The 18,612-nt window shown below is 34.3% G+C and carries 24 protein-coding genes and 1 tRNA gene; 20 read left to right on the top strand and 5 right to left on the bottom strand.

Annotated features, from left to right (window positions below; all coding sequences use genetic code 11):
- From Q4496_RS13310 to Q4496_RS13375, 14 genes are all read left to right on the top strand, one after another.
- The coding region (locus tag Q4496_RS13310) for a hypothetical protein (protein ID WP_303610623.1) at positions 1-471 on the top strand (471 nt) is incomplete at its 5' end.
- A gap of 251 nt (positions 472-722) precedes the next feature.
- A complete protein-coding gene (locus tag Q4496_RS13315; RefSeq protein WP_215971483.1) occupies positions 723-1,271 on the top strand; it encodes a hypothetical protein in 549 nt (182 codons plus the stop codon).
- A gap of 139 nt (positions 1,272-1,410) precedes the next feature.
- Positions 1,411-1,836: a hypothetical protein gene (locus Q4496_RS13320; RefSeq protein WP_303610624.1), complete on the top strand. Its 426-nt coding sequence runs from the start codon at positions 1,411-1,413 to the stop codon at positions 1,834-1,836.
- 153 nt (positions 1,837-1,989) lie between these two features.
- Entirely contained in the window at positions 1,990-2,346 is a 357-nt protein-coding gene (locus tag Q4496_RS13325; RefSeq protein ID WP_215971485.1) for a YcxB family protein, read from the top strand.
- A gap of 282 nt (positions 2,347-2,628) precedes the next feature.
- Positions 2,629-3,054, top strand: coding sequence for a GNAT family N-acetyltransferase (locus Q4496_RS13330; protein ID WP_303610625.1), 426 nt, complete (start codon positions 2,629-2,631; stop codon positions 3,052-3,054).
- A gap of 337 nt (positions 3,055-3,391) precedes the next feature.
- Positions 3,392-4,141: a type 1 glutamine amidotransferase domain-containing protein gene (locus tag Q4496_RS13335; RefSeq protein WP_303601533.1), complete on the top strand. Its 750-nt coding sequence runs from the start codon at positions 3,392-3,394 to the stop codon at positions 4,139-4,141.
- Between the two features lie 41 nt (positions 4,142-4,182).
- The gene (locus tag Q4496_RS13340; RefSeq protein WP_303610626.1) at positions 4,183-4,545 is read left to right on the top strand and encodes a hypothetical protein; all 363 of its coding nucleotides are present in this window, start codon (positions 4,183-4,185) and stop codon (positions 4,543-4,545) included.
- Between the two features lie 43 nt (positions 4,546-4,588).
- Positions 4,589-5,032, top strand: coding sequence for a hypothetical protein (locus Q4496_RS13345; protein ID WP_303610627.1), 444 nt, complete (start codon positions 4,589-4,591; stop codon positions 5,030-5,032).
- A gap of 144 nt (positions 5,033-5,176) precedes the next feature.
- Positions 5,177-5,572, top strand: coding sequence for a hypothetical protein (locus tag Q4496_RS13350; RefSeq protein WP_303601530.1), 396 nt, complete (start codon positions 5,177-5,179; stop codon positions 5,570-5,572).
- 441 nt (positions 5,573-6,013) lie between these two features.
- Entirely contained in the window at positions 6,014-6,433 is a 420-nt protein-coding gene (locus tag Q4496_RS13355; RefSeq protein WP_215971492.1) for a GNAT family N-acetyltransferase, read from the top strand.
- Positions 6,434-6,641: 208 nt separating this feature from the next.
- Positions 6,642-7,022, top strand: coding sequence for a VanZ family protein (locus Q4496_RS13360; protein ID WP_303610628.1), 381 nt, complete (start codon positions 6,642-6,644; stop codon positions 7,020-7,022).
- A gap of 108 nt (positions 7,023-7,130) precedes the next feature.
- Positions 7,131-7,412 carry a hypothetical protein gene (locus Q4496_RS13365; protein WP_215971494.1) on the top strand — a complete coding sequence of 94 codons (282 nt, stop codon included), beginning with the start codon at positions 7,131-7,133 and terminating at the stop codon, positions 7,410-7,412.
- 59 nt (positions 7,413-7,471) lie between these two features.
- Complete coding sequence (locus Q4496_RS13370) at positions 7,472-7,684, top strand: hypothetical protein (RefSeq protein ID WP_215971495.1); 213 nt, start codon at positions 7,472-7,474, stop codon at positions 7,682-7,684.
- Between the two features lie 127 nt (positions 7,685-7,811).
- The gene (locus Q4496_RS13375) at positions 7,812-8,159 is read left to right on the top strand and encodes a DUF6404 family protein (RefSeq protein WP_215971496.1); all 348 of its coding nucleotides are present in this window, start codon (positions 7,812-7,814) and stop codon (positions 8,157-8,159) included.
- A gap of 302 nt (positions 8,160-8,461) precedes the next feature.
- Here the strand turns inward: Q4496_RS13375 and Q4496_RS13380 are convergent.
- From Q4496_RS13380 to aroG, 3 genes are all read right to left on the bottom strand, one after another.
- A tRNA-Ser gene (locus Q4496_RS13380) sits at positions 8,462-8,552 on the bottom strand.
- A gap of 96 nt (positions 8,553-8,648) precedes the next feature.
- Positions 8,649-9,029 (bottom strand): hypothetical protein, encoded by a 381-nt coding sequence (locus tag Q4496_RS13385; RefSeq protein WP_215971497.1) that lies wholly within the window; start codon positions 9,027-9,029, stop codon positions 8,649-8,651.
- Between the two features lie 422 nt (positions 9,030-9,451).
- Positions 9,452-10,507: a 3-deoxy-7-phosphoheptulonate synthase AroG gene (gene aroG, locus Q4496_RS13390; RefSeq protein WP_215971591.1), complete on the bottom strand. Its 1,056-nt coding sequence runs from the start codon at positions 10,505-10,507 to the stop codon at positions 9,452-9,454.
- A gap of 189 nt (positions 10,508-10,696) precedes the next feature.
- On the opposite strand from aroG, the gene add reads away from it, so the two are divergent.
- Positions 10,697-11,689: an adenosine deaminase gene (gene add, locus Q4496_RS13395; RefSeq protein ID WP_215971498.1), complete on the top strand. Its 993-nt coding sequence runs from the start codon at positions 10,697-10,699 to the stop codon at positions 11,687-11,689.
- 230 nt (positions 11,690-11,919) lie between these two features.
- Positions 11,920-12,624 (top strand): purine-nucleoside phosphorylase, encoded by a 705-nt coding sequence (gene deoD / locus Q4496_RS13400; RefSeq protein WP_215971499.1) that lies wholly within the window; start codon positions 11,920-11,922, stop codon positions 12,622-12,624.
- A 65-nt stretch (positions 12,625-12,689) separates the two neighbouring features.
- Here the strand turns inward: deoD and Q4496_RS13405 are convergent, their stop codons facing one another.
- The gene (locus tag Q4496_RS13405) at positions 12,690-13,574 is read right to left on the bottom strand and encodes a LysR family transcriptional regulator ArgP (RefSeq protein WP_368411058.1); all 885 of its coding nucleotides are present in this window, start codon (positions 13,572-13,574) and stop codon (positions 12,690-12,692) included.
- 109 nt (positions 13,575-13,683) lie between these two features.
- On the opposite strand from Q4496_RS13405, the gene Q4496_RS13410 reads away from it, so the two are divergent.
- Positions 13,684-14,304 carry a LysE/ArgO family amino acid transporter gene (locus Q4496_RS13410; protein ID WP_215971500.1) on the top strand — a complete coding sequence of 207 codons (621 nt, stop codon included), beginning with the start codon at positions 13,684-13,686 and terminating at the stop codon, positions 14,302-14,304.
- Here the strand turns inward: Q4496_RS13410 and Q4496_RS13415 are convergent.
- Positions 14,278-15,552: a phosphopentomutase gene (locus tag Q4496_RS13415; RefSeq protein WP_215971501.1), complete on the bottom strand. Its 1,275-nt coding sequence runs from the start codon at positions 15,550-15,552 to the stop codon at positions 14,278-14,280. The two genes, Q4496_RS13410 and Q4496_RS13415, sit on opposite strands and share 27 nt — an antisense overlap.
- Positions 15,553-15,732: 180 nt before the next feature.
- Here Q4496_RS13415 and udk point away from each other — a divergent pair, with 180 nt between their 5' ends.
- The 3 genes from udk (at position 15,733) to deoC (ending at position 18,596) form a co-directional block, all read left to right on the top strand.
- Positions 15,733-16,383 carry a uridine kinase gene (gene udk, locus Q4496_RS13420; protein ID WP_303610629.1) on the top strand — a complete coding sequence of 217 codons (651 nt, stop codon included), beginning with the start codon at positions 15,733-15,735 and terminating at the stop codon, positions 16,381-16,383.
- A 52-nt stretch (positions 16,384-16,435) separates the two neighbouring features.
- A complete protein-coding gene (locus tag Q4496_RS13425) occupies positions 16,436-17,680 on the top strand; it encodes a NupC/NupG family nucleoside CNT transporter (RefSeq protein ID WP_303610630.1) in 1,245 nt (414 codons plus the stop codon).
- 100 nt (positions 17,681-17,780) lie between these two features.
- Positions 17,781-18,596 (top strand): deoxyribose-phosphate aldolase, encoded by an 816-nt coding sequence (deoC, locus tag Q4496_RS13430; RefSeq protein ID WP_303610631.1) that lies wholly within the window; start codon positions 17,781-17,783, stop codon positions 18,594-18,596.
- The last annotated feature ends 16 nt before the right edge of the window (positions 18,597-18,612 follow it).

Below are 18,612 nucleotides of genomic sequence, written 5' to 3' on the forward strand. Positions count from 1 at the left end.
GTGCTAGCTTGTATGGCTTATGTTGATTTAAACCCCGTTAGAGCTAAGATGGTCAATAGTGTGCAACAGTCACAATTCACGTCAGTCTATGAACGTATCCATGATAAAGCGAGTGAAGTAGATAAGAAGCAACAATTGCCCTTCTCTCATAAACCACTGCTTGGCTTTATTGGTAATGAACATAAGCACGCAGTGAAAGGCATTGCTTTTTCGCTGTCAGATTACCTAACGTTGGTGCAAGAAACAGGTAAAGTAATTAGAGCAGATAAAGCCGGTCATTTTGATGCTCAAGTATTGCCAATACTGAATCAATTAGGGTTATCTAATTCACAATGGCTTGAGTTAGCACAACGGTTTGGTAAGCAATACCATCAAGCGGTTGGCACGATTGATGAACTCAGCGCTTTTGCCATGCATACGAATAAAAAATGGATAAGTGGACACCGACAGCAAGCAACTATATTTCGGTAATATCATCTTGCTTAACCCACTCGTAGAATCTTGATTACTATCTCTCTAACATAATTCTTTTGTGCTGCCTGAAATTCAGTAAAATGACTCAGCAAAGTATGATTTAAAAAAATAAATCTATAATGATTGTTTAGTTATGTTTTGTATGATTAAAATAACAGAAAGAATACAAAAATTAACTTAGGTTATCAAAGCTTGGGTGTCCCATAATTTCCCAATAATTTCCCATAATTTACTGCTAATCGAGGTTTATGAATATAATTTTAGTAACAGATATCTTCGGTAAAACACCTGCTTTAGTTAAGCTAAGCGAAGAACTCAATGCAAAGGTTATTGTCGATCCTTATGGTGGAGTCGATATGGCTTTTAAAGATGAAGCTGAAGCATATTCTTACTTTATGGAGAATATTGGGTTTGATGATTATTTGTCAATATTACTAAAAAAGACGGAATCAATAACTTCTGCTAGTACTTTAATTGGTTTTAGCATTGGGGCATCTATAATTTGGAAGTTATCTGAAATGCTTTCGGTTAAAAATGTAAATCGTGCAATTTGCTACTATGGCTCTCAAATTAGAAATTTTAAAGAAGTGAGCCCACAATTTGAAGTCGATTTGATTTTCCCCAAAAAAGAGTTTCATTTTGATGTGCTAGAACTACAAAATGAGCTATCGAGAAAGAAAAATGTAAATACTTCTAAAGTTGAATATTTGCATGGTTTTATGAATTTATATTCAACTAATTACAACCAAACTGCTTATAATCTACAGCTAAATTGGTTGCGAATAAATTCCTGCTAACAAACTGATTAATTGGTACAAAAAATACAGTTGTCTGTTTTCACTACGTCCAACATTTTAACCAAAAATTTTTAGCTCGTTATTTGGGAGTTATAGACTAGAAGCTACCTTCTAGTTTCATCATTAAAAAAGGATTTCCATGAAAATATCTGTTTTAGCTTTATCATTCGTTTGTTTATTTAGCTCTGCTGGTGAATATAAGACCGCTGTGGGTATAGGACATCAATATGGAGGTGTTTTAGGTGCGCAACTTTCCTATAAAACAGACTCGAGTAAGTATTATGGCTCTGTTGGATTAATAGGACTTTCGGCTGGCTTTCAAACAACTTTCAGTGAAAACTCAAATCATGCTTATGGTCTTGTTATTGGTAGGGAAGAGATTCAGAGCGAGGATGGCTTTCTTTTTGCAACGTATGATTATCATTTTAACGGTTTTTCTAAAAATGGGCTTGTAATTGGTACAGGTCTTGGCGTTACTAGAGAGGATGCTGGTGGTTTTTATTCTGATACTGGAAAAACAGAAACCTCAACATCAGTAACATTAAATATTGGTTATAAATTCTGATACGCCTATAGCAAGCAATTCAACAGAACTAAAAACCGTAGGCTGTTCGTATCGTTACACATTTTAGTAAACAATTATCAGCCCCTTAAATGGACGTTAGGTTTATACATGCTGTCAATTAAAGTAAATTATATTTGGTCGGAGTATATCAATGTGATAACTGAATTTGCTCCAATTAATTTATATAAAGAAAAACATGGGAAATTCCCCTCAAGCAAAATAAAAATAAGTTTGTGGGACAATATAGTTGCTCACTTATTCGGTTCATTAATATTTGCCATAAAAGTCAGGAAAGTTGGGCTATGTACTTTCAAATTTTGTGCTAATGGCTTTGAGCGTAAATCGAATTTGGGAAATAAGTTTATTCCTTGGGATAAAGTTTTACACATTCACCAATTAACTGACGCTTATCTAATGGAATTGGAGCAAGGATTTATCCCTTTACCTTATAGATGCTTTGAGAATCACCATACTGAATTTAAAAATCTTATTTCCAATAAGTTTGTTTAATAAAATTAACAAAAACAGTCGTTCAAATTATTTTTAGATACCAACAAGCTTTATCCTTTTACTACCTGCTTGCCTATTGCCCTCCCCTCATTTCTATAAGAAAGAAGGCAAAAAGCCTGCTTTACACATCAACCAGTAGGTCTGGTTTTTTTAACTTATTGATCTACTGGTAACAATCAAGTAATCTTTTTAAAAATACAATAGTGGATGATTGATACTCTCTTGTAGAAAGAAGGTATGTAACCTCATAGTAAGTTGTTATGCTTATAAAAGGAGTTAGTGTTGATTTCAGGTTATAAAATTAGTTCTGAAACAAGTGATATGGATATTTCAGTGATTCATGGGTACATTGCTAGATCTTATTGGGCTGAAAATATTCCATTGAATACCATGGAGATGGCAATTAATAATTCATTATGTTTTGGTGTGTTTACTGATTCAGGAAATCAAGTAGCTTTTGCTCGAATGATTACAGACACTGCAACATTTGCGTACTTAGCTGATGTTTTTGTTTTAGAGGAACATCGCGGTAAAGGTATTAGTAAATGGATAATGAAAAATATTATTGAACACCCAAAATTGCAAGGTATTCGTCGTATGGCTCTTGCGACAAGTGATGCACATGGATTGTATGAACAATTTGGTTTTAAAGCATTAAGCTCCCCAAAATCATTCATGGAATTACATCACCCGGAAGTTTACAAATAAGCATAACAAGTCGTTAAGTGTCCAGGAAGGCGAGATGATTGAAACAACTTGCCATTGTGGAAATATAGCAATAACTACAAATAAACTACCGGAATCAGTAACAAGTTGTAATTGCTCCCTATCTTATCGTATTGCAGCTTTGTGGGCATATTACACAGCGAATCAAGTAGTAAATATCAGATATTTTGATGGTGCGAATACATTTAAATATGTCGAGCAATAAAGCACTTAACAACTTTATCAAACCTCGTTTATAAAGACATTAAATGCCTTAACTGATCAATTAAACTTTTTATCAATTTGATGCATATTAAACAATTATTTTTTAAGGACAATAATGAAGTATTTCATTTCCATTTTTTTCACTACAATATTATTCATTTCGGTTAGTGTAAATGCAGTTCCTGCGAAAAAAGTCCTAATTATTGCATCAAACATGATTGATATGGGTGATGCTGAAAAGCATGATGCGCGAAATAACTTATGGGAAGTAGCGCCGCCTTACCATATTTTTGTGAGTCATGGTTTCGAGGTTGACTTTGTTTCACCTAATGGAGGAAAAGTTGAATTCATGATGGATCCTCTAGGTATCAGTAGTTACACCATTAAATATGAAGGTTTCATGGACAAAGCAAACAACACTTTTACCCCAAGGAGAATTGAACCGAGTAATTATTGGGGAGTTTATATTGGTGGTGGTTACGGCCCTTTATTTGATGTTGCTAATAATAAAGAGTTACAGTCAATTATTGCAAAAATATATGAATCAGGTGGTATTATTGGTGGCGGCGGACATGGCGCGGGTGCTTTTGCTAATGTTGTTTTATCTACGGGGGAGTTTCTTGTCAAGGGTAAGAAAGTTGCTGGTTTTCCAAACTCAACAGAAAGATCTAAATCATGGGCAAAACAAGGATCTCTATTACCATTTCTTGTTGAAAGTCAGTTAAATAAAAATGGTGCAATTGCACAAAATAAACATACTTTAAAAGACAAACACGAAGTTGTTATCGATCAGCGAATTGTTTCAACAATGTTTTTACCTTCGGCAGCTATTGTTGCAAAAGAAATGATAATATTAAACAAGTAGCAATGGCACTTAACAATATTTTTTCAGGTTGGAGTATCCAAATGGCTCAAGGCAACAATAAGAAATTACTAACCAAAAGGGTTCGTAAAGGTGATAAGGGCTATCCCATAGCAACGATAGCTTTTTATGGACCAAACAATAATCTTGCAACAAAAGCAGTATGCGCAATCATAATACAAGAAGGCGCGGAAACAGATCCGATGAAAAAGTGGTTTTCTTCATCAGACTTGAGAAAGTCAGAACTGGTTATGAGTGAAATTTTGAATTTTATTGATGAAAACGGAGCAAAATCCGTGAGTATGATCCAAGAAGTAATAGGTTGCCCTCACGAAGAAGGGATCGATTATCCAGAAGGTAACTATTGGAAAGGCCGTGATAGATTTAGTGGCGAGATGGTACATTAAAAGTTTAGTACGAAATTAAACAAGGACAAAAATGGAGCTCTCATTGAAGTTTAGTTTTAAATCAAAGTTATTAATTAGTGCCGGTTTTATTGCCGCTGCTTCTGCGATATGGCACCTACTCTGTATCTGGGGTGGTCCTAGTTGGTTTACTTTCGCGCGAGCACCTCAACAAATTATTGATTCTGCACAGCAAGGAACTTTACTTGCCCCAATTGGAACAGTCGTAGTCGCTGGATTAATGTTTTCATGCACTCTTTTTGCTTTTTCCGCAGTTGGCTTAATTCGCAAAATACCTTTAGTTACACCAGCGTTAATGACTATTGCTTTTCTTTGCACATTACGTGGTTTAATCGCTATACCTACATTTACTAATCCTACAGGCTTAGATCTTTGGCAAGTTATTGCTAGTACAGTTTGGTTTTATGTTGGTATTTGTTTTATCGCCGGTAGTATAGAACAATATAGGCTTGGTAAATCAGACATATAACAATAACTTCAAATGGTGTCTTTGTAAAAACGGCCCAAATTCACGGTTAGTGGGAAAGTGGTGGTTCATTACTAGCTACACTCATTCAATGTAACAAATTTTAAGTATTTTAAACGTTATTTACATATCGTAATCGGAGCTTATATGAAGGTAATCATAATATACTGTTTGGTGTTTTTCTCATTCTTAATCCAAGCATCAGATAATAATTCTGACTTTAAATGTACGGTAAAGCAGGCCCAGCATGTTGCTGAAAACGGTAAATTAGATGAAGTTAAAAGTTGGGATGTCTTCCTAGAAAAGAACTTTATGGTTGATCGTCAAACTGGAATAATAGTAGGTCAACAATTTAAGAATAACATTGCTTCAATAAAACCTTTGGTTTATGACCATTTCGTAAATGGATACTCTGTTATAGCTGCCACTAATACTCAAGTAGTTAGCTACCTTCAAATAACTACAATTGATGATTCTCCCAAAAAGGTATTTATTTATATTATGAATAATGTTGTACTTTCAGGTGTATGTGTATCTTTTTAAAATACACATAATAATTCGTTAAAACAGGACAAATAACAATTGGCTTTTACTCTTGTTTTTGATTATTTTAAGGTCGTTATATTTATTTCAAATTAGGAAGTTGTCGTGAGTGGTAATTTTAAGTTAGATATTTTTATTGTTTGTTTAATGTTTATACCCATAATTATTCAATTTATACCTGTAGTTTCAAAGCTATTAATTAGCTCAAATAAGCAGTTTCGTTTTTCATTGCTTTCATTTCCACCCTCTCTATATATTATTTTTCTATCGGGCTTAGGTGGTAATTTACTAGGTCAAATTGTTGTGGGTTTGGCTTTTGTAATCTTTTTTGTTAGTTACTCTGCTGCTTTATCTTATTTATTTCAAGCAAATAAGCAATAAATATAATCAACTTTCAAATGAGGTTAATGGCGTTTGTGAAGATAATAAATGGAGATTACAATGAATTCTGATAAATATGATTTTAAGCTAGAAAGCCCATTAGTTGAAGAGTTTTTAAATTTAAGAAATAAAGTTGGTTGGGGAGAATTAGAATTTAATTTGGCTCAAACGAGCTTAAATAATTCCTTGTTTCACGTCACGGTCCGTGATAAATCGGTACTTATTGGTATGGGTCGTATAGTTGGCGATGGCGCAATGTATTTTTATATTCAAGATGTGATTGTTGATCCAAGTTATCAAGGTACAGGTGTTGGCTCTATTTTAATGGATCAGATAGAAAATTATTTATCCGTAGCAGCTCAAAAAGGCTCTACTGTCGGATTGTTAGCTGCAAAAGGAAAAGAGGATTTTTATATCCGTTATGATTATATGTTACGACCAAGCAATACTTTAGGCAGTGGTATGTGTAAGTTTGTGTAAATGAGTTTTATACTAATCTCACTAACTATGTGATCATTTCTACTTGATAAAATCCCCCACTACATCGTTATTTAATAATTAGGACAACTAGTTATTGAAATAGATGCCTTATATTTGGCAATTCTTTCTATGTATAAAATTGTTCACTTAATTAATAAAATTGGTATTAATAAGAGCATCAAAGGTAAATTACAATTAAGAAAAATTTATGCATAAGTTAATCTCTATTATATCAGTCGCTTTTTTAATGTTTATCACGTGGATAATATATTTAGCTAATACCGCACAAAACAGCATTTTTTTTGAGCTGGTTGCTCGTATTCCTTATGGCGACAAACTAGGACATTTCTGCTTATTTGGTTTACTAACATTAGGCGTTAACTTTGCTTTTAAACTTAAATCATATACATTAATTTCATTTAACATATATGTTGGTTCAACCGTGGTTTTCTTCTTCGTGTTACTTGAAGAATTAAGTCAGTACTTTATACCTAGCAGGACACTAGACATAACGGATGTACTGGCTGATATTATAGGTATTATTACTTTTAGCCTTGTAACAAAGTTTATTAGTAAACACCTCGAATAGAAAATTAACCGGAAAAATTATAGTTGGCTTTTATTTAATTTTTCAAACATTATAGTTAACGGTAATTTTCGCTTATGAAAGCGTTATATACACAAGGAGTATCAAGCATTGTTTAATAAATTAATTCCTGTTTCGCTGATCGTTTTATTATCAGCTTGTGGTGCAACTCAGCCACCACCTTATCAAAAAGATAGAGCGCCTGAAGATAGAGATCAATATAGTGGTGCGCAAGGTATGTCGCAATATCAAAAAGATCAGAGCTACCTAGTTAAAAAAGAATTATCTGATAAATGTACTACAGCTAAAATTGACTTAGCAATTGCAGAAGCAGATAAAAATACTAGCGACATTGAAAAACAAAATGCACTAATTAACAGTTCATGCCTATAACTAGTAATATATTGTTTGTTAGGTATGTGTTATGAGGAAATCACAAATAAGGATAGCTGATGAGTCGAACTAAAGTTTTCAAAACCTTAAGTTTTGTTATTGGGTTAGCCATGTTACTAGCAAGTATCATGGCGTTTTTGGGCTTCTCCCCTTTTTCTGATACAAGTAATATTGGAATAACGGGATCTTCTTTAGTTGGTGCATATTTTATATTTTATGCACTAACAGGAAAAACAGATATATTGAATTACTTTAAAACAAATCAAGTTTAGTCATTACCTATTAAAAATAAAAATAGTTAAATCAAGACTAACAACTGCTGGATTTTGATCCGGTGTTGTTTATTTCAGCAAACTATCTTTCGTCCTTTAATCTGTAGTTAGTTACAGTGAATGTAAAATGTCATTTCAAAATAAATTAGAAGCTGCACAAAAAGAGCTTAATGAAGCTAATATATGGAAATCTAATTATAATCCTCCGATTGTTGTACTGTTAAGGAAGCTTGGCTTTAATATTCGTCCCTTCCATTATTGTTCATTCAAAAGCAATTTTATTACAGCCTCGTTATGGTTTGGTATTATTTGGGGAATTATTATGTGGTTTACCTCTTGGAAAAATGACCACATGCCTATTCAAATTGCTATATTTACAAGTTTACTTGCAGGTGTATTTTTTGGATTATTGATGGCGCTATATTACAAACGTAGTGCAAAGAAAAACAACTTGAGTGATTGGCATACATTGTAGCTAACAACCCGCAAAACGAAAAAATAGCGCCCCGTTAAAGTTGTAGTTTCTTAGAATGTGGCGGTGAGATTGAAATTTGAACTCTACTCGAAAATGCAGCGCTACAAACCACGGGGTTGTATTTAACAAACTTTAGACGAAAAAAAACGCGACTCGTTAAAGTTGCGGTTTCTTAGAATGTGGCGGTGAGATAGAGATTGAACTTTACTCGAAGGTGTTACGCTACAAACTACGGGTTTGTCTTTAACAAACACCAGACGAAAAAAAACCGCTATAACTTGATATAGCGGTTTCTTAAAATGTGGCGGTGAGATAGAGATTTGAACTCTAGAAGGGCTACAAACCCTTGCCGGTTTTCAAGACCGGTGCTTTCGACCACTCAGCCATCTCACCAATAGTTTTAACAATCATCTTGCTAAAAAGTCGAGGCGTATATTAAGCGCTATCCATATCATTGTAAAGGATTAATTCGCATTTTATTAAAATAAATTACTTTATAAAGTCTAAATGCTCTTGATAGAAGTCTCCTAAGATTGGAACTCTTATGGTATGGCCTTGCACAACATGATAAACAGCATATATCCAAACAAGTAAAACAACTACATTTAGCAACCATCCAATTAGTGGGATTAACGCGAGTAATGCCCCAGTAATAATGAGTCCTAAGGACTGACGTAAATGAAAACTAATGAAATTCGACTTGTGGCTGCCATGTAAAACAATAGCCACTAACCAACCGATTAAAGTGATATAACTTAATATTGCAAAAGCCTTTGCCATTGTAGGAACATCGGCATTAGAAGATGCATAATAGTTATTAGTATTAGAGGTAACCTGTTGCTTAGATTTTTCCATTGATTGATACTGCATAAATTGACGCTCCGTCTTTATTATCGTAATCACTATCTACAAACTTATTACATACTCTCTTACTCAATATAGAGATCTCTCTCCTACTTAACAATCATTTCATTAGAACAATATTGCATATTGACCCTAATTGATTAAAAAGCAAACGAAATTATTTTTCATCGTTGTTATGTTTGTTTAGAAACATGGTTATCACATTGTTCTTTCATTATTTCGGCAAGGTAGTTATTATGTCCATCCTTATATTTTTAATACATGAATATTGATAAAGTCATTGTAAATTAAATATATTATTAAGATTTTCACGCATAAAAAAGTCTACTTAAATACTCAATTTAAGTAGACTTTTATTATATTAAAATACTTTTAATCGCTTAGCTTTTTACAATAACATATTCGAGTCAGCATTAGATTGTCATTAACTATACAGATCTTCTGGTAATAACTGCATCACTTAACTGCGCTAATAACGTTTCGGTATCATCCCAGCCAATACATGCATCAGTAATACTTTGGCCGTAAACCTCAGCTTTACCATTAACTAGCTTTTGGTTACCTTCAACTAAGTGACTTTCAACCATAACCCCAAACACATTGTGATTACCTTGGCTAATTTGCTCACTTACATCAGTTGATACTAACATTTGGTTTTCAAATTTCTTATTTGAATTAGCATGACTAAAATCAATCATTATTTTAGTGTTTAAACCACAACTATCTAATTCTTCAGTAACTTCTTTCACACTTTGTGCATCGTAATTAGTACTTTTGCCACCACGTAAAATAATATGACAATCGCTATTACCAGTTGTTTCAACAATTGCTGCATGACCAAACTTAGTAACAGATAAAAAATGATGCGAAGCTGCCGCTGAGCCAATTGCATCAATAGCAATTCGGATTGTACCGTCAGTACCATTTTTAAAACCTACTGGACATGACAGGCCAGAAGCGAGTTCACGATGCACTTGAGATTCGGTCGTGCGAGCACCAATAGCGCCCCAACACATTAAATCAGCCATATATTGAGGCGTAATCATATCTAAAAACTCCCCCGCTGTTGGCAAGCCTAGTTCATTAATATCTAATAGTAATTTTCTGCCCAAGCGAAGGCCATCATTTAATTTGAAACTGTTATCCATGTATGGATCATTGATTAGACCTTTCCAACCAACCGTTGTTCTAGGCTTTTCAAAATAAACTCTCATTACTATTTCTAGGCTATCTTTATACTTTTCACGTAATTTCACTAACCGCTGAGCATACTCTAATGCCGCTTTAGGGTCATGAATAGAGCAAGGTCCAATAACAACAAGTAAACGATCGTCTTTGTCATTAAAAATGTTGTGAATTGCAGCTCGGCCAGAAACAACCGACTTAATTGCTTTCTCTGACGCTGGAAATCGTTCTAGTAATGCGATAGGAGGTAATAAGTCTTTGATTTTATTGATGCGCACATCGTCAGTTTGATACATAATATTTTCTCTTTGCTCTCTGCTAATCTAATTAGCAACTTAATTCGTTTTATTTACGTCTAGACATCCAAATGAATAATCTAAAGATAATTTAACAGTGTTATGCGCGTAATACCAGTATATTCCCATGAAGAAAGCGATAAAATTCGCTATAATCATGGTTTGAAATTCTAATTAAGAGGTAGATATATAATGATAAATAAGACTTTACCATTACTTGACCTTCACAGGCATTTAGACGGTAACATTCGCCCTGCTACCATTTGGCAATTAGCAACTAAAAACAATATTGTTTTACCTGCAACACAACTGAGCGATTTTATTCCTCATGTGCAAATACAGGGTAGCGAATCTGACCTCTTGGCTTTTTTGAAAAAATTAGACTGGGGAGTCGCTGTATTAAAAGATCTTGATGATGTAAAACGTATTGCCTTTGAGAATGTAGAAGACGCTTTTAATGCAGGGTTACATTACGCTGAATTACGTTTTTCTCCATACTATATGTCGATGAACCATAATTTACCGATTGCTGAAGTGGTTGCTGCCGTAGTTGATGGTATTAAAATAGGCATGAAAACTTTTAATGTTAATATTAACTTAATTGGTATTTTAAGCCGTACATTTGGTGTTAAACACTGCCAACTTGAATTAGATGCTTTGCTGACACATAAAAATGATCTTGTTGCGATTGATTTAGCGGGAGATGAGTATAACTTTCCTGGCGATTTATTTGTCGACCATTTTAAGCAAGTGCGTGATGCAGGCTTAAACGTTACAGTTCATGCAGGTGAAGCTGGTGGTGCAAAAAGCGTATGGCAGGCAATTAATGATTTAGGCGCAACTCGTATTGGTCATGGCGTTGCGACAATAGAAGATGAAAAATTAATGTCTTATATGGTCAATAATAATATTGCGATAGAATCTTGTTTAACATCAAATTATCAAACAGGAACAGTTAAAGATTTAGCTACGCATCCATTAAAAACATTTCTTAAACATGGCATAAAAGCTTGTTTGAATACTGATGATCCCGCAGTACAAGGTATAGAAATAAAACATGAATATACTGTAGCTCAAAATGTATTAAAGCTCAGTGATAAAGATACTACTCAATTACAAAAGAATTCGATTGATGTTTGCTTTTTATCTGACACTGATAAAAAGCAATTAGTCTCAACAATATAGAAAGAGGTTTGATTTTTATTGTCAAATTGATAAAATTACATCGGTAAACAACAAGATCAGTAAAACACCCTTGATAGCTGTTTTTTAATTATTTAACCTAATTAAAGGTTTATAAATTTCAGGCTAAAAACTTACTGTTTAACTTACTTCTTTAACTTACTTTCTTACCATAGGGGATAACTTAAAGAATGAATTTAGTAATCAACTTAAAGAATTAACAAGGGATTTCCATGAGTACTCCACATATTTCAGCTAACTTAGGCGACTTCGCCGAAACCGTATTAATGCCAGGCGACCCGCTTCGAGCTAAGTTTATCGCTGAAAATTTTTTAGACGATGCAAAATGCGTAACAAGCGTACGTAACATGTTTGGTTACACGGGTACCTATAAAGGTAAACGTATTTCTGTCATGGGTTCAGGTATGGGCATACCTTCTATTTCAATTTATGCCACTGAACTATACAAAGACTTTGGTGTTGAAAACATTATTCGTATTGGTTCATGTGGCGCAGTTCGCGATGATATTAAAATTCGTGACGTAATTATTGGTATGGGAGCAAGTACTGATTCAAATGTTAATCGTATGCGTTTTAATCAATGTGATTTTGCTGCTCTTGCTGATTTTTCATTATTGCACAAAGTAGTTAATACAGCTGATCGTCTTGATAAAAAAGTGCATGTAGGTAACGTTTTTACCGCTGACTTATTTTATACGCCACAACCTGAAATGTTCGCGTTGATGGAAAAACACGGTGTATTAGCAGTAGAAATGGAAGCTGCTGGTTTATATGGTGTTGCTGCTGAATTAGGTAAAAAAGCATTAGCTGTATTTACTGTATCTGATCACATTAAAACAGGTGAGCAAACAACGGCTGATGAACGTGAAAATACCTTCAAAGATATGATGGAATTAACATTAGAAAGTATTCTATAACGCTTTTTTTCCGTGATATTCTCAAACATTATAATCGCTTACGTTAAACTCTTTTGTAAGCGATTTTAATCTAAAAGCGTTTGAGCGGTATATATTATTTGTTGAGATATTTTTTTATTTACACCTTTTACAAGCACCCAACTATGCCAATAAAGTGTCCTAATAAGCTCTTTGTCTGGGCATAAATTAACTAACTCTCCAGCTTCAAGTTCATTTTTAATTTGCAAATATGGTACTAAACAATAAGCAACGCCCTGCTTTGCTAATATAACAAATGCCTCTGCGGATCGAACGGTATGACAATAATATTCACTGGCTTCTAAACCAAAATTCTCTGCAATATAATGCATATGCATCGCGTCTTTGTGATCATAACTAATGGCTGGCGCCATTTTTAATGACGATTGAGTAACACCTTGTTTAAAGTATTTATCTTTAAACCCTTTCGAGCAAACAAGGCAATAATTCATTGAGCCAAGTTCAAATGAACGATACCCTTTTAACGGATTTTTAATAATACTAACCGCACCTATGGCTTCGCCGGAACGTAATCTATCTAAGGTTCGATCTTCAGGTTCAATCAACAAATTTAACTCAATTAAATTTTCTTGTAATACTGGCGTTAATGCTTTTAAAAACCACGTAGCAATACTGTCGGCATTCACTGCCAGTGAAACTTTCATTGGTTTACTTGCGTTATCAGGCATTAATTCAGGTAAAAGCTCATTTTCTAATTGTTTCACTTTCTTAAAATGGCTTAACAATTGTTCACCGACTGTGGTTAATTCTATCGGTTGTCTGCGAATAAGCACTGGCTGACCTATATTCTCTTCAAGTAATTTAATACGTTGAGAAATAGCTGATTGAGAAATAAATAACTGTGCTGCTGCTAAGTCAAAACTTTGTGTTTCTATAATAGCAGCCAATGCTGCTAATAACTTATAGTCCATATTAGTTATTCTTATGATAAATAAATTTTATTAATTATATTAATTTAATGAAAAAGTTCAAACTCTTATTTTTTCTAATGACATTAAGCAAATAACTTAAGGAACCTATATGTTCATCTTGGCAGCAATCAAAGGATTTACACTAACATTGAGTATGATAATACCGATAGGAAGTCAAAATTCTATGTTGATCTCTCAAGGCATTAATAAAAACCACCATATTACCACGGCAGGATTATTTATACTTTATGATGCATTGATGATAACTGTTGGTGTTTTAGGTGGCAGTTTAATTTTATCGACCAATGCATTGCTATTTACACTACTCACCTGGGGTGGAATTTTATTTTTACTTAGTTATGGCGCGATGTCTTTTAAGCAAGCGTTTGATGGAATAAAGTCAGACAATAGCAATGTTAAAATAAAAAGATCATTAAAGATTGTTATATTAACAAGTTTAATTGTGACTTTTTTAAATCCACATGCTTATATTGACACTGTGATGGTGATTGGCAGTGTGGGTGGACAATATACCGGCCAAGAAAAGATTTATTTTCTTATTGGTGCGATTACCGGCTCTATCGTTTGGTTTTCTACCTTAGCATTAACAGCCTCAAAACTTTCGGTACAATTAAGTAAACCGAAAGTTAAGAGTGTTATAGATTGTTTAATTGGTGCTGTGATGTGGTTTATTGCTTGGTCATTATTTATGACTTGGACTTTGAAGTAACTCCGTCAAAAAGCTTGTACCATATTCCATTGCTTCTACATCAAAAAGCTCAGCAAGTGTTTGTCCTAAATCAGCAAAACTGGTGCGTTTACCTAAGTCTATTGATGCCATCGACTGTTGATAACTAAGTAAAGGTACAAATTCACGCGTGTGATCACTGCCAGGCCAAGTTGGATCACAACCATGGTCGGCAGTTAAAAATAGAATATCGTCTTTTCCCATATGCTTATAAATTTCAGGTAAACGCTTATCAAAGTTTTCTAATGCTTGGGCATAACCAACAGGATCACGACGATGACCAAAGTCTTGATCGAAATTCACTAAGTTAGTAAAGATCAGACTATTATCTTTTGAAGACTTGATATGCGCTATTGTGGCATCTACTAGCGCATCAATGCCATTTGCTTTTGTTTTTTGTGTTATGCCTTGATGAGCAAAAATATCAGCAATTTTACCAACACTAACTACTTCTCCACCTGCTTGCACAATTTTTTCTAATACTGTGGTTGAGGGTGGTAATACTGAATAATCACGTCTATTACCTGTACGAGCAAAGCTATTACTTTCACCAACGAATGGTCTAGCAATCACGCGGCCAATATTTAAATCACTGTTTGATAATATTTCACGAACTTGTTCACAATATTGATAAAGTTTATCTAAACCAAAATGCTCTTCATGAGCTGCTACTTGGAAAACACTGTCAGCTGAGGTATAGCAGATAGGTAAACCCGTTTGAATATGCATATCACCAAGCTTATTAATAATATCAGTACCTGATGCATGACAATTACCTAATATTCCACTACAGCCCGTTTTGTTATTAATTTCAGCAATTAAATCTGTCGAAAAAGATGACTCATGATCTGAAAAGTAAGTCCAATCAAACAATACAGGCACTCCAGCCATTTCCCAATGACCACTTGGTGTATCCTTACCGGTACTTAATTCAGCCATATAACCAAAAGCACCTTTATTAGGTTTAATATAAAAATCATTAAAATCTATCGACGACTTCGCTAAATCATCTTTATATTCTTGCCAAATTTTATCACTGCTCGCTTGCCGACTTAATTCATGTAAGCCTAATTCACCTAGGTTTGGCAATTGTATAACTTTATTTTTTGCTTTAAAGTAAGCTTTAGCTATGTTGATAAACGTATTAGCATTAACATCACCAAAACTTTCTGCATCATCTGCATAGCCGACCCCAAAACTATCAAGCACTAAAATTATTGCCTTTGCCATTGAATTTACACCTTTTGTTAAAAAAACATGACCAATTAGTCAAGTTGTGTTAATTTAAAGCTTTTATTATAATTAGCCAAGTTTTTTCTAACCTTTTTTCTTATTGCCTTGTGATTTACTTAGATTGTTCTAAATTAAGTTTATAATAGCAATAACTTGACCTTTTCTACGGACTTATTAATGATACAACCAAGTAAAACGACTGTAATCGCCATCGCAGGTGCTTCAGCATCAGGAAAGTCCCTTTTTGCTAAAACAATATATCAAGAGTTATTACCTGAATTAGGTCCTGACGGCATTTCTATTTTAAAAGAAGATGCTTATTATCGGGATCAATCAGATTTAACTATGGATGAGAGAGCGCAAACTAACTACGATCATCCTAGAGCCTTTGAACATGAATTACTCAGTGAACATTTAACATATTTAATAGCGCAGAAAACAATAGACTGCCCTGTTTATTGTTATAAAACGCATACACGTACAACCAATACCTTATCAATAAAACCAACTAAAATCATATTAGTTGAAGGCATTCTACTTTTATCAAACCCTCAGCTTCGAGACTGTTTTGATATAAAAGTGTACATGGATACACCACTTGATATTTGCCTTATTCGACGTATTAAAAGAGATACCGAAGAACGTGAACGTAGTTTAGAGTCTATCACTAATCAATATTTAACCACAGTACGTCCTATGTATTACCAATTTATTGAACCGTCTAAAGCTTGGGCTGATTTGGTAATTACACGCGGTGGTAAAAATAGAATGGCAATTGAAGTATTAAAAGCTAAAATTCGACAGTTATCTTTAAAAAGTACTCAATAGAATTACTCATAGCATTTAACAATAATAATTAACAAGATAACTTGAGGTTACAATGGATCTAACGGTACTACGTAGTTTAATTGGTATTGGTGTGTTGCTCGCCATTGCTGTATTTATTTCTAAGCAAAGAAAATCTATCAATATTCGTACAGTTATTTGGGCTTTTGCGCTGCAAGTTGGACTAGGTGCATTTGTACTTTATATTCCATTTGGAAAAGACGTTTTAGCATCAATTTCAGGTGGCGTTCAACAAGTGATAGATAGTGCCAATGTGGGTATTGCCTTTTTATTTGGTGGTTTAGGCACAGATGCTATGTTTTCTAATGGCGTTGGTTTTGTTTTTGCCATTCGTGTGCTACCAGTGATTATCTTTTTCTCGTCATTAATAGCCGTTTTATATTATCTTGGCATAATGCAGTGGGTTGTTAGAATTATTGGTGGTGGCTTACAGAAGTTACTAAAAACCAGTAAACCTGAATCATTGTCAGCTACCGCAAATATTTTTGTTGGTCAAACAGAAGCGCCATTAGTAATACGCCCTTATATAGCGAATATGACACAATCTGAGCTGTTTGCCATAATGGTAGGTGGTTTAGCTTCTGTTGCCGGCTCTGTTTTAGCAGGTTATGCAGGCTTAGGTGTTGACTTAAAATACTTGATCGCCGCTTCTTTTATGGCTGCACCTGGTGGCTTATTAATGGCTAAAATTATTCTTCCAGAAACAGAACATGAAAAAATAGCTAATGAAAGTATCGTTATTGAAGAAAGTGCTGACAAACCGGTAAATGTTATTGATGCAGCAGCATCAGGTGCTGCATCGGGTTTAAAGCTAGCCGTTAACGTTGGCGCAATGCTATTAGCCTTTATTGCTATTATTGCTTTACTCAATACAATTGTTGGCGGAACAGCTAGCTTATTTGGTTTTGAAGGCATTACAATTGAATGGTTATTAGGGTATTTATTTGCGCCTATCGCTTTCATTATTGGTGTTCCAACCTCTGAAATGCTTCAAGCAGGTAGTTTTATTGGGCAGAAAGTCGTAGTAAATGAGTTTTTTGCTTATGTAAACTTTATTGAGATAAAAGACACGTTGAGCGTTCCTACGCAAGCAATTATTACATTTGCCCTATGTGGATTCGCTAACTTATCGTCTATCGCTATCTTGCTTGGTGGTATTGGCTCTATGGCGCCAAATAGACGACCTGACATAGCAAGACTAGGCATGAAAGCCATGCTAGCAGCAACACTCGCTAATTTAATGAGTGCAGCAATTGCGGGCTTGTTTTTATCCCTTTAAGAGTAAAAGCCATTATTGCTAATTCATAAATTATACCTAACTAACGATACATTGTTAGTTAGGTATTGATCCATATAAACTTAATTATCAAATTTTAACTATGACGACTCAAACAAATACCGACACACAAAAAGAAATTGCCAAACAAGCCATTAGTTTAATGGATTTAACCAGTTTAACGGATCAGGAAACACCCGCTGAAATTGAAAATTTATGCTTACAGGCTAAGTCTGCAGGAGGTAATACAGCTGCTATTTGTATTTTTCCACGCTTTATTCCTTTAGCTAAAAAATTATTAGCTAATCAGGGTACACCTAATATAAAAATAGCAACGGTGACAAACTTTCCTCACGGTAATGATGATGTAGCAATTGCTGTTGCAGAAACAAAAGCTGCTGTTGCCTATGGCGCTGATGAAGTTGATGTGGTTTTTCCTTACCAAGCATTAATTAATGGTGATACTGAGATAGGCTTAAAGCTAGTAGCAGCATGTAAAAAAGCCTGTCCAAACGATGTATTGTTAAAAGTTATCATTGAAACGGGTGAATTAAAAACACCTGAATTGATTAAATTAGCAAGTGAAATATCAATACGTGCTGGTGCTGACTTTATTAAAACCTCTACAGGTAAAGTTAACGTAAATGCGACACCACAAGCTGCTGAAATAATGCTTAGTGTTATTAATGCGACAAATAATGCAAGCACAGATACCGGTTTTAAAGCCGCAGGTGGTGTTAGAGACGTTAACGATGCTCAAGTATACTTAGACATAGCAAGCAACATTTTAGGTAAGCATTGGGTTAGCACAAAGCATTTTAGATTTGGTGCCAGTAGTTTATTAAATAACTTACTCACAACGCTTGAGTTAAACAATCAAGAAGCTAATAGCAACACTAGCACTTCTGCAAGTTACTAAGCATAAGGGCTAGATA

It is taken from the genome of Colwellia sp. 5_MG-2023 (assembly GCF_030547795.1).
In the GTDB taxonomy this organism is placed as follows: Bacteria; Pseudomonadota; Gammaproteobacteria; order Enterobacterales; family Alteromonadaceae; genus Colwellia.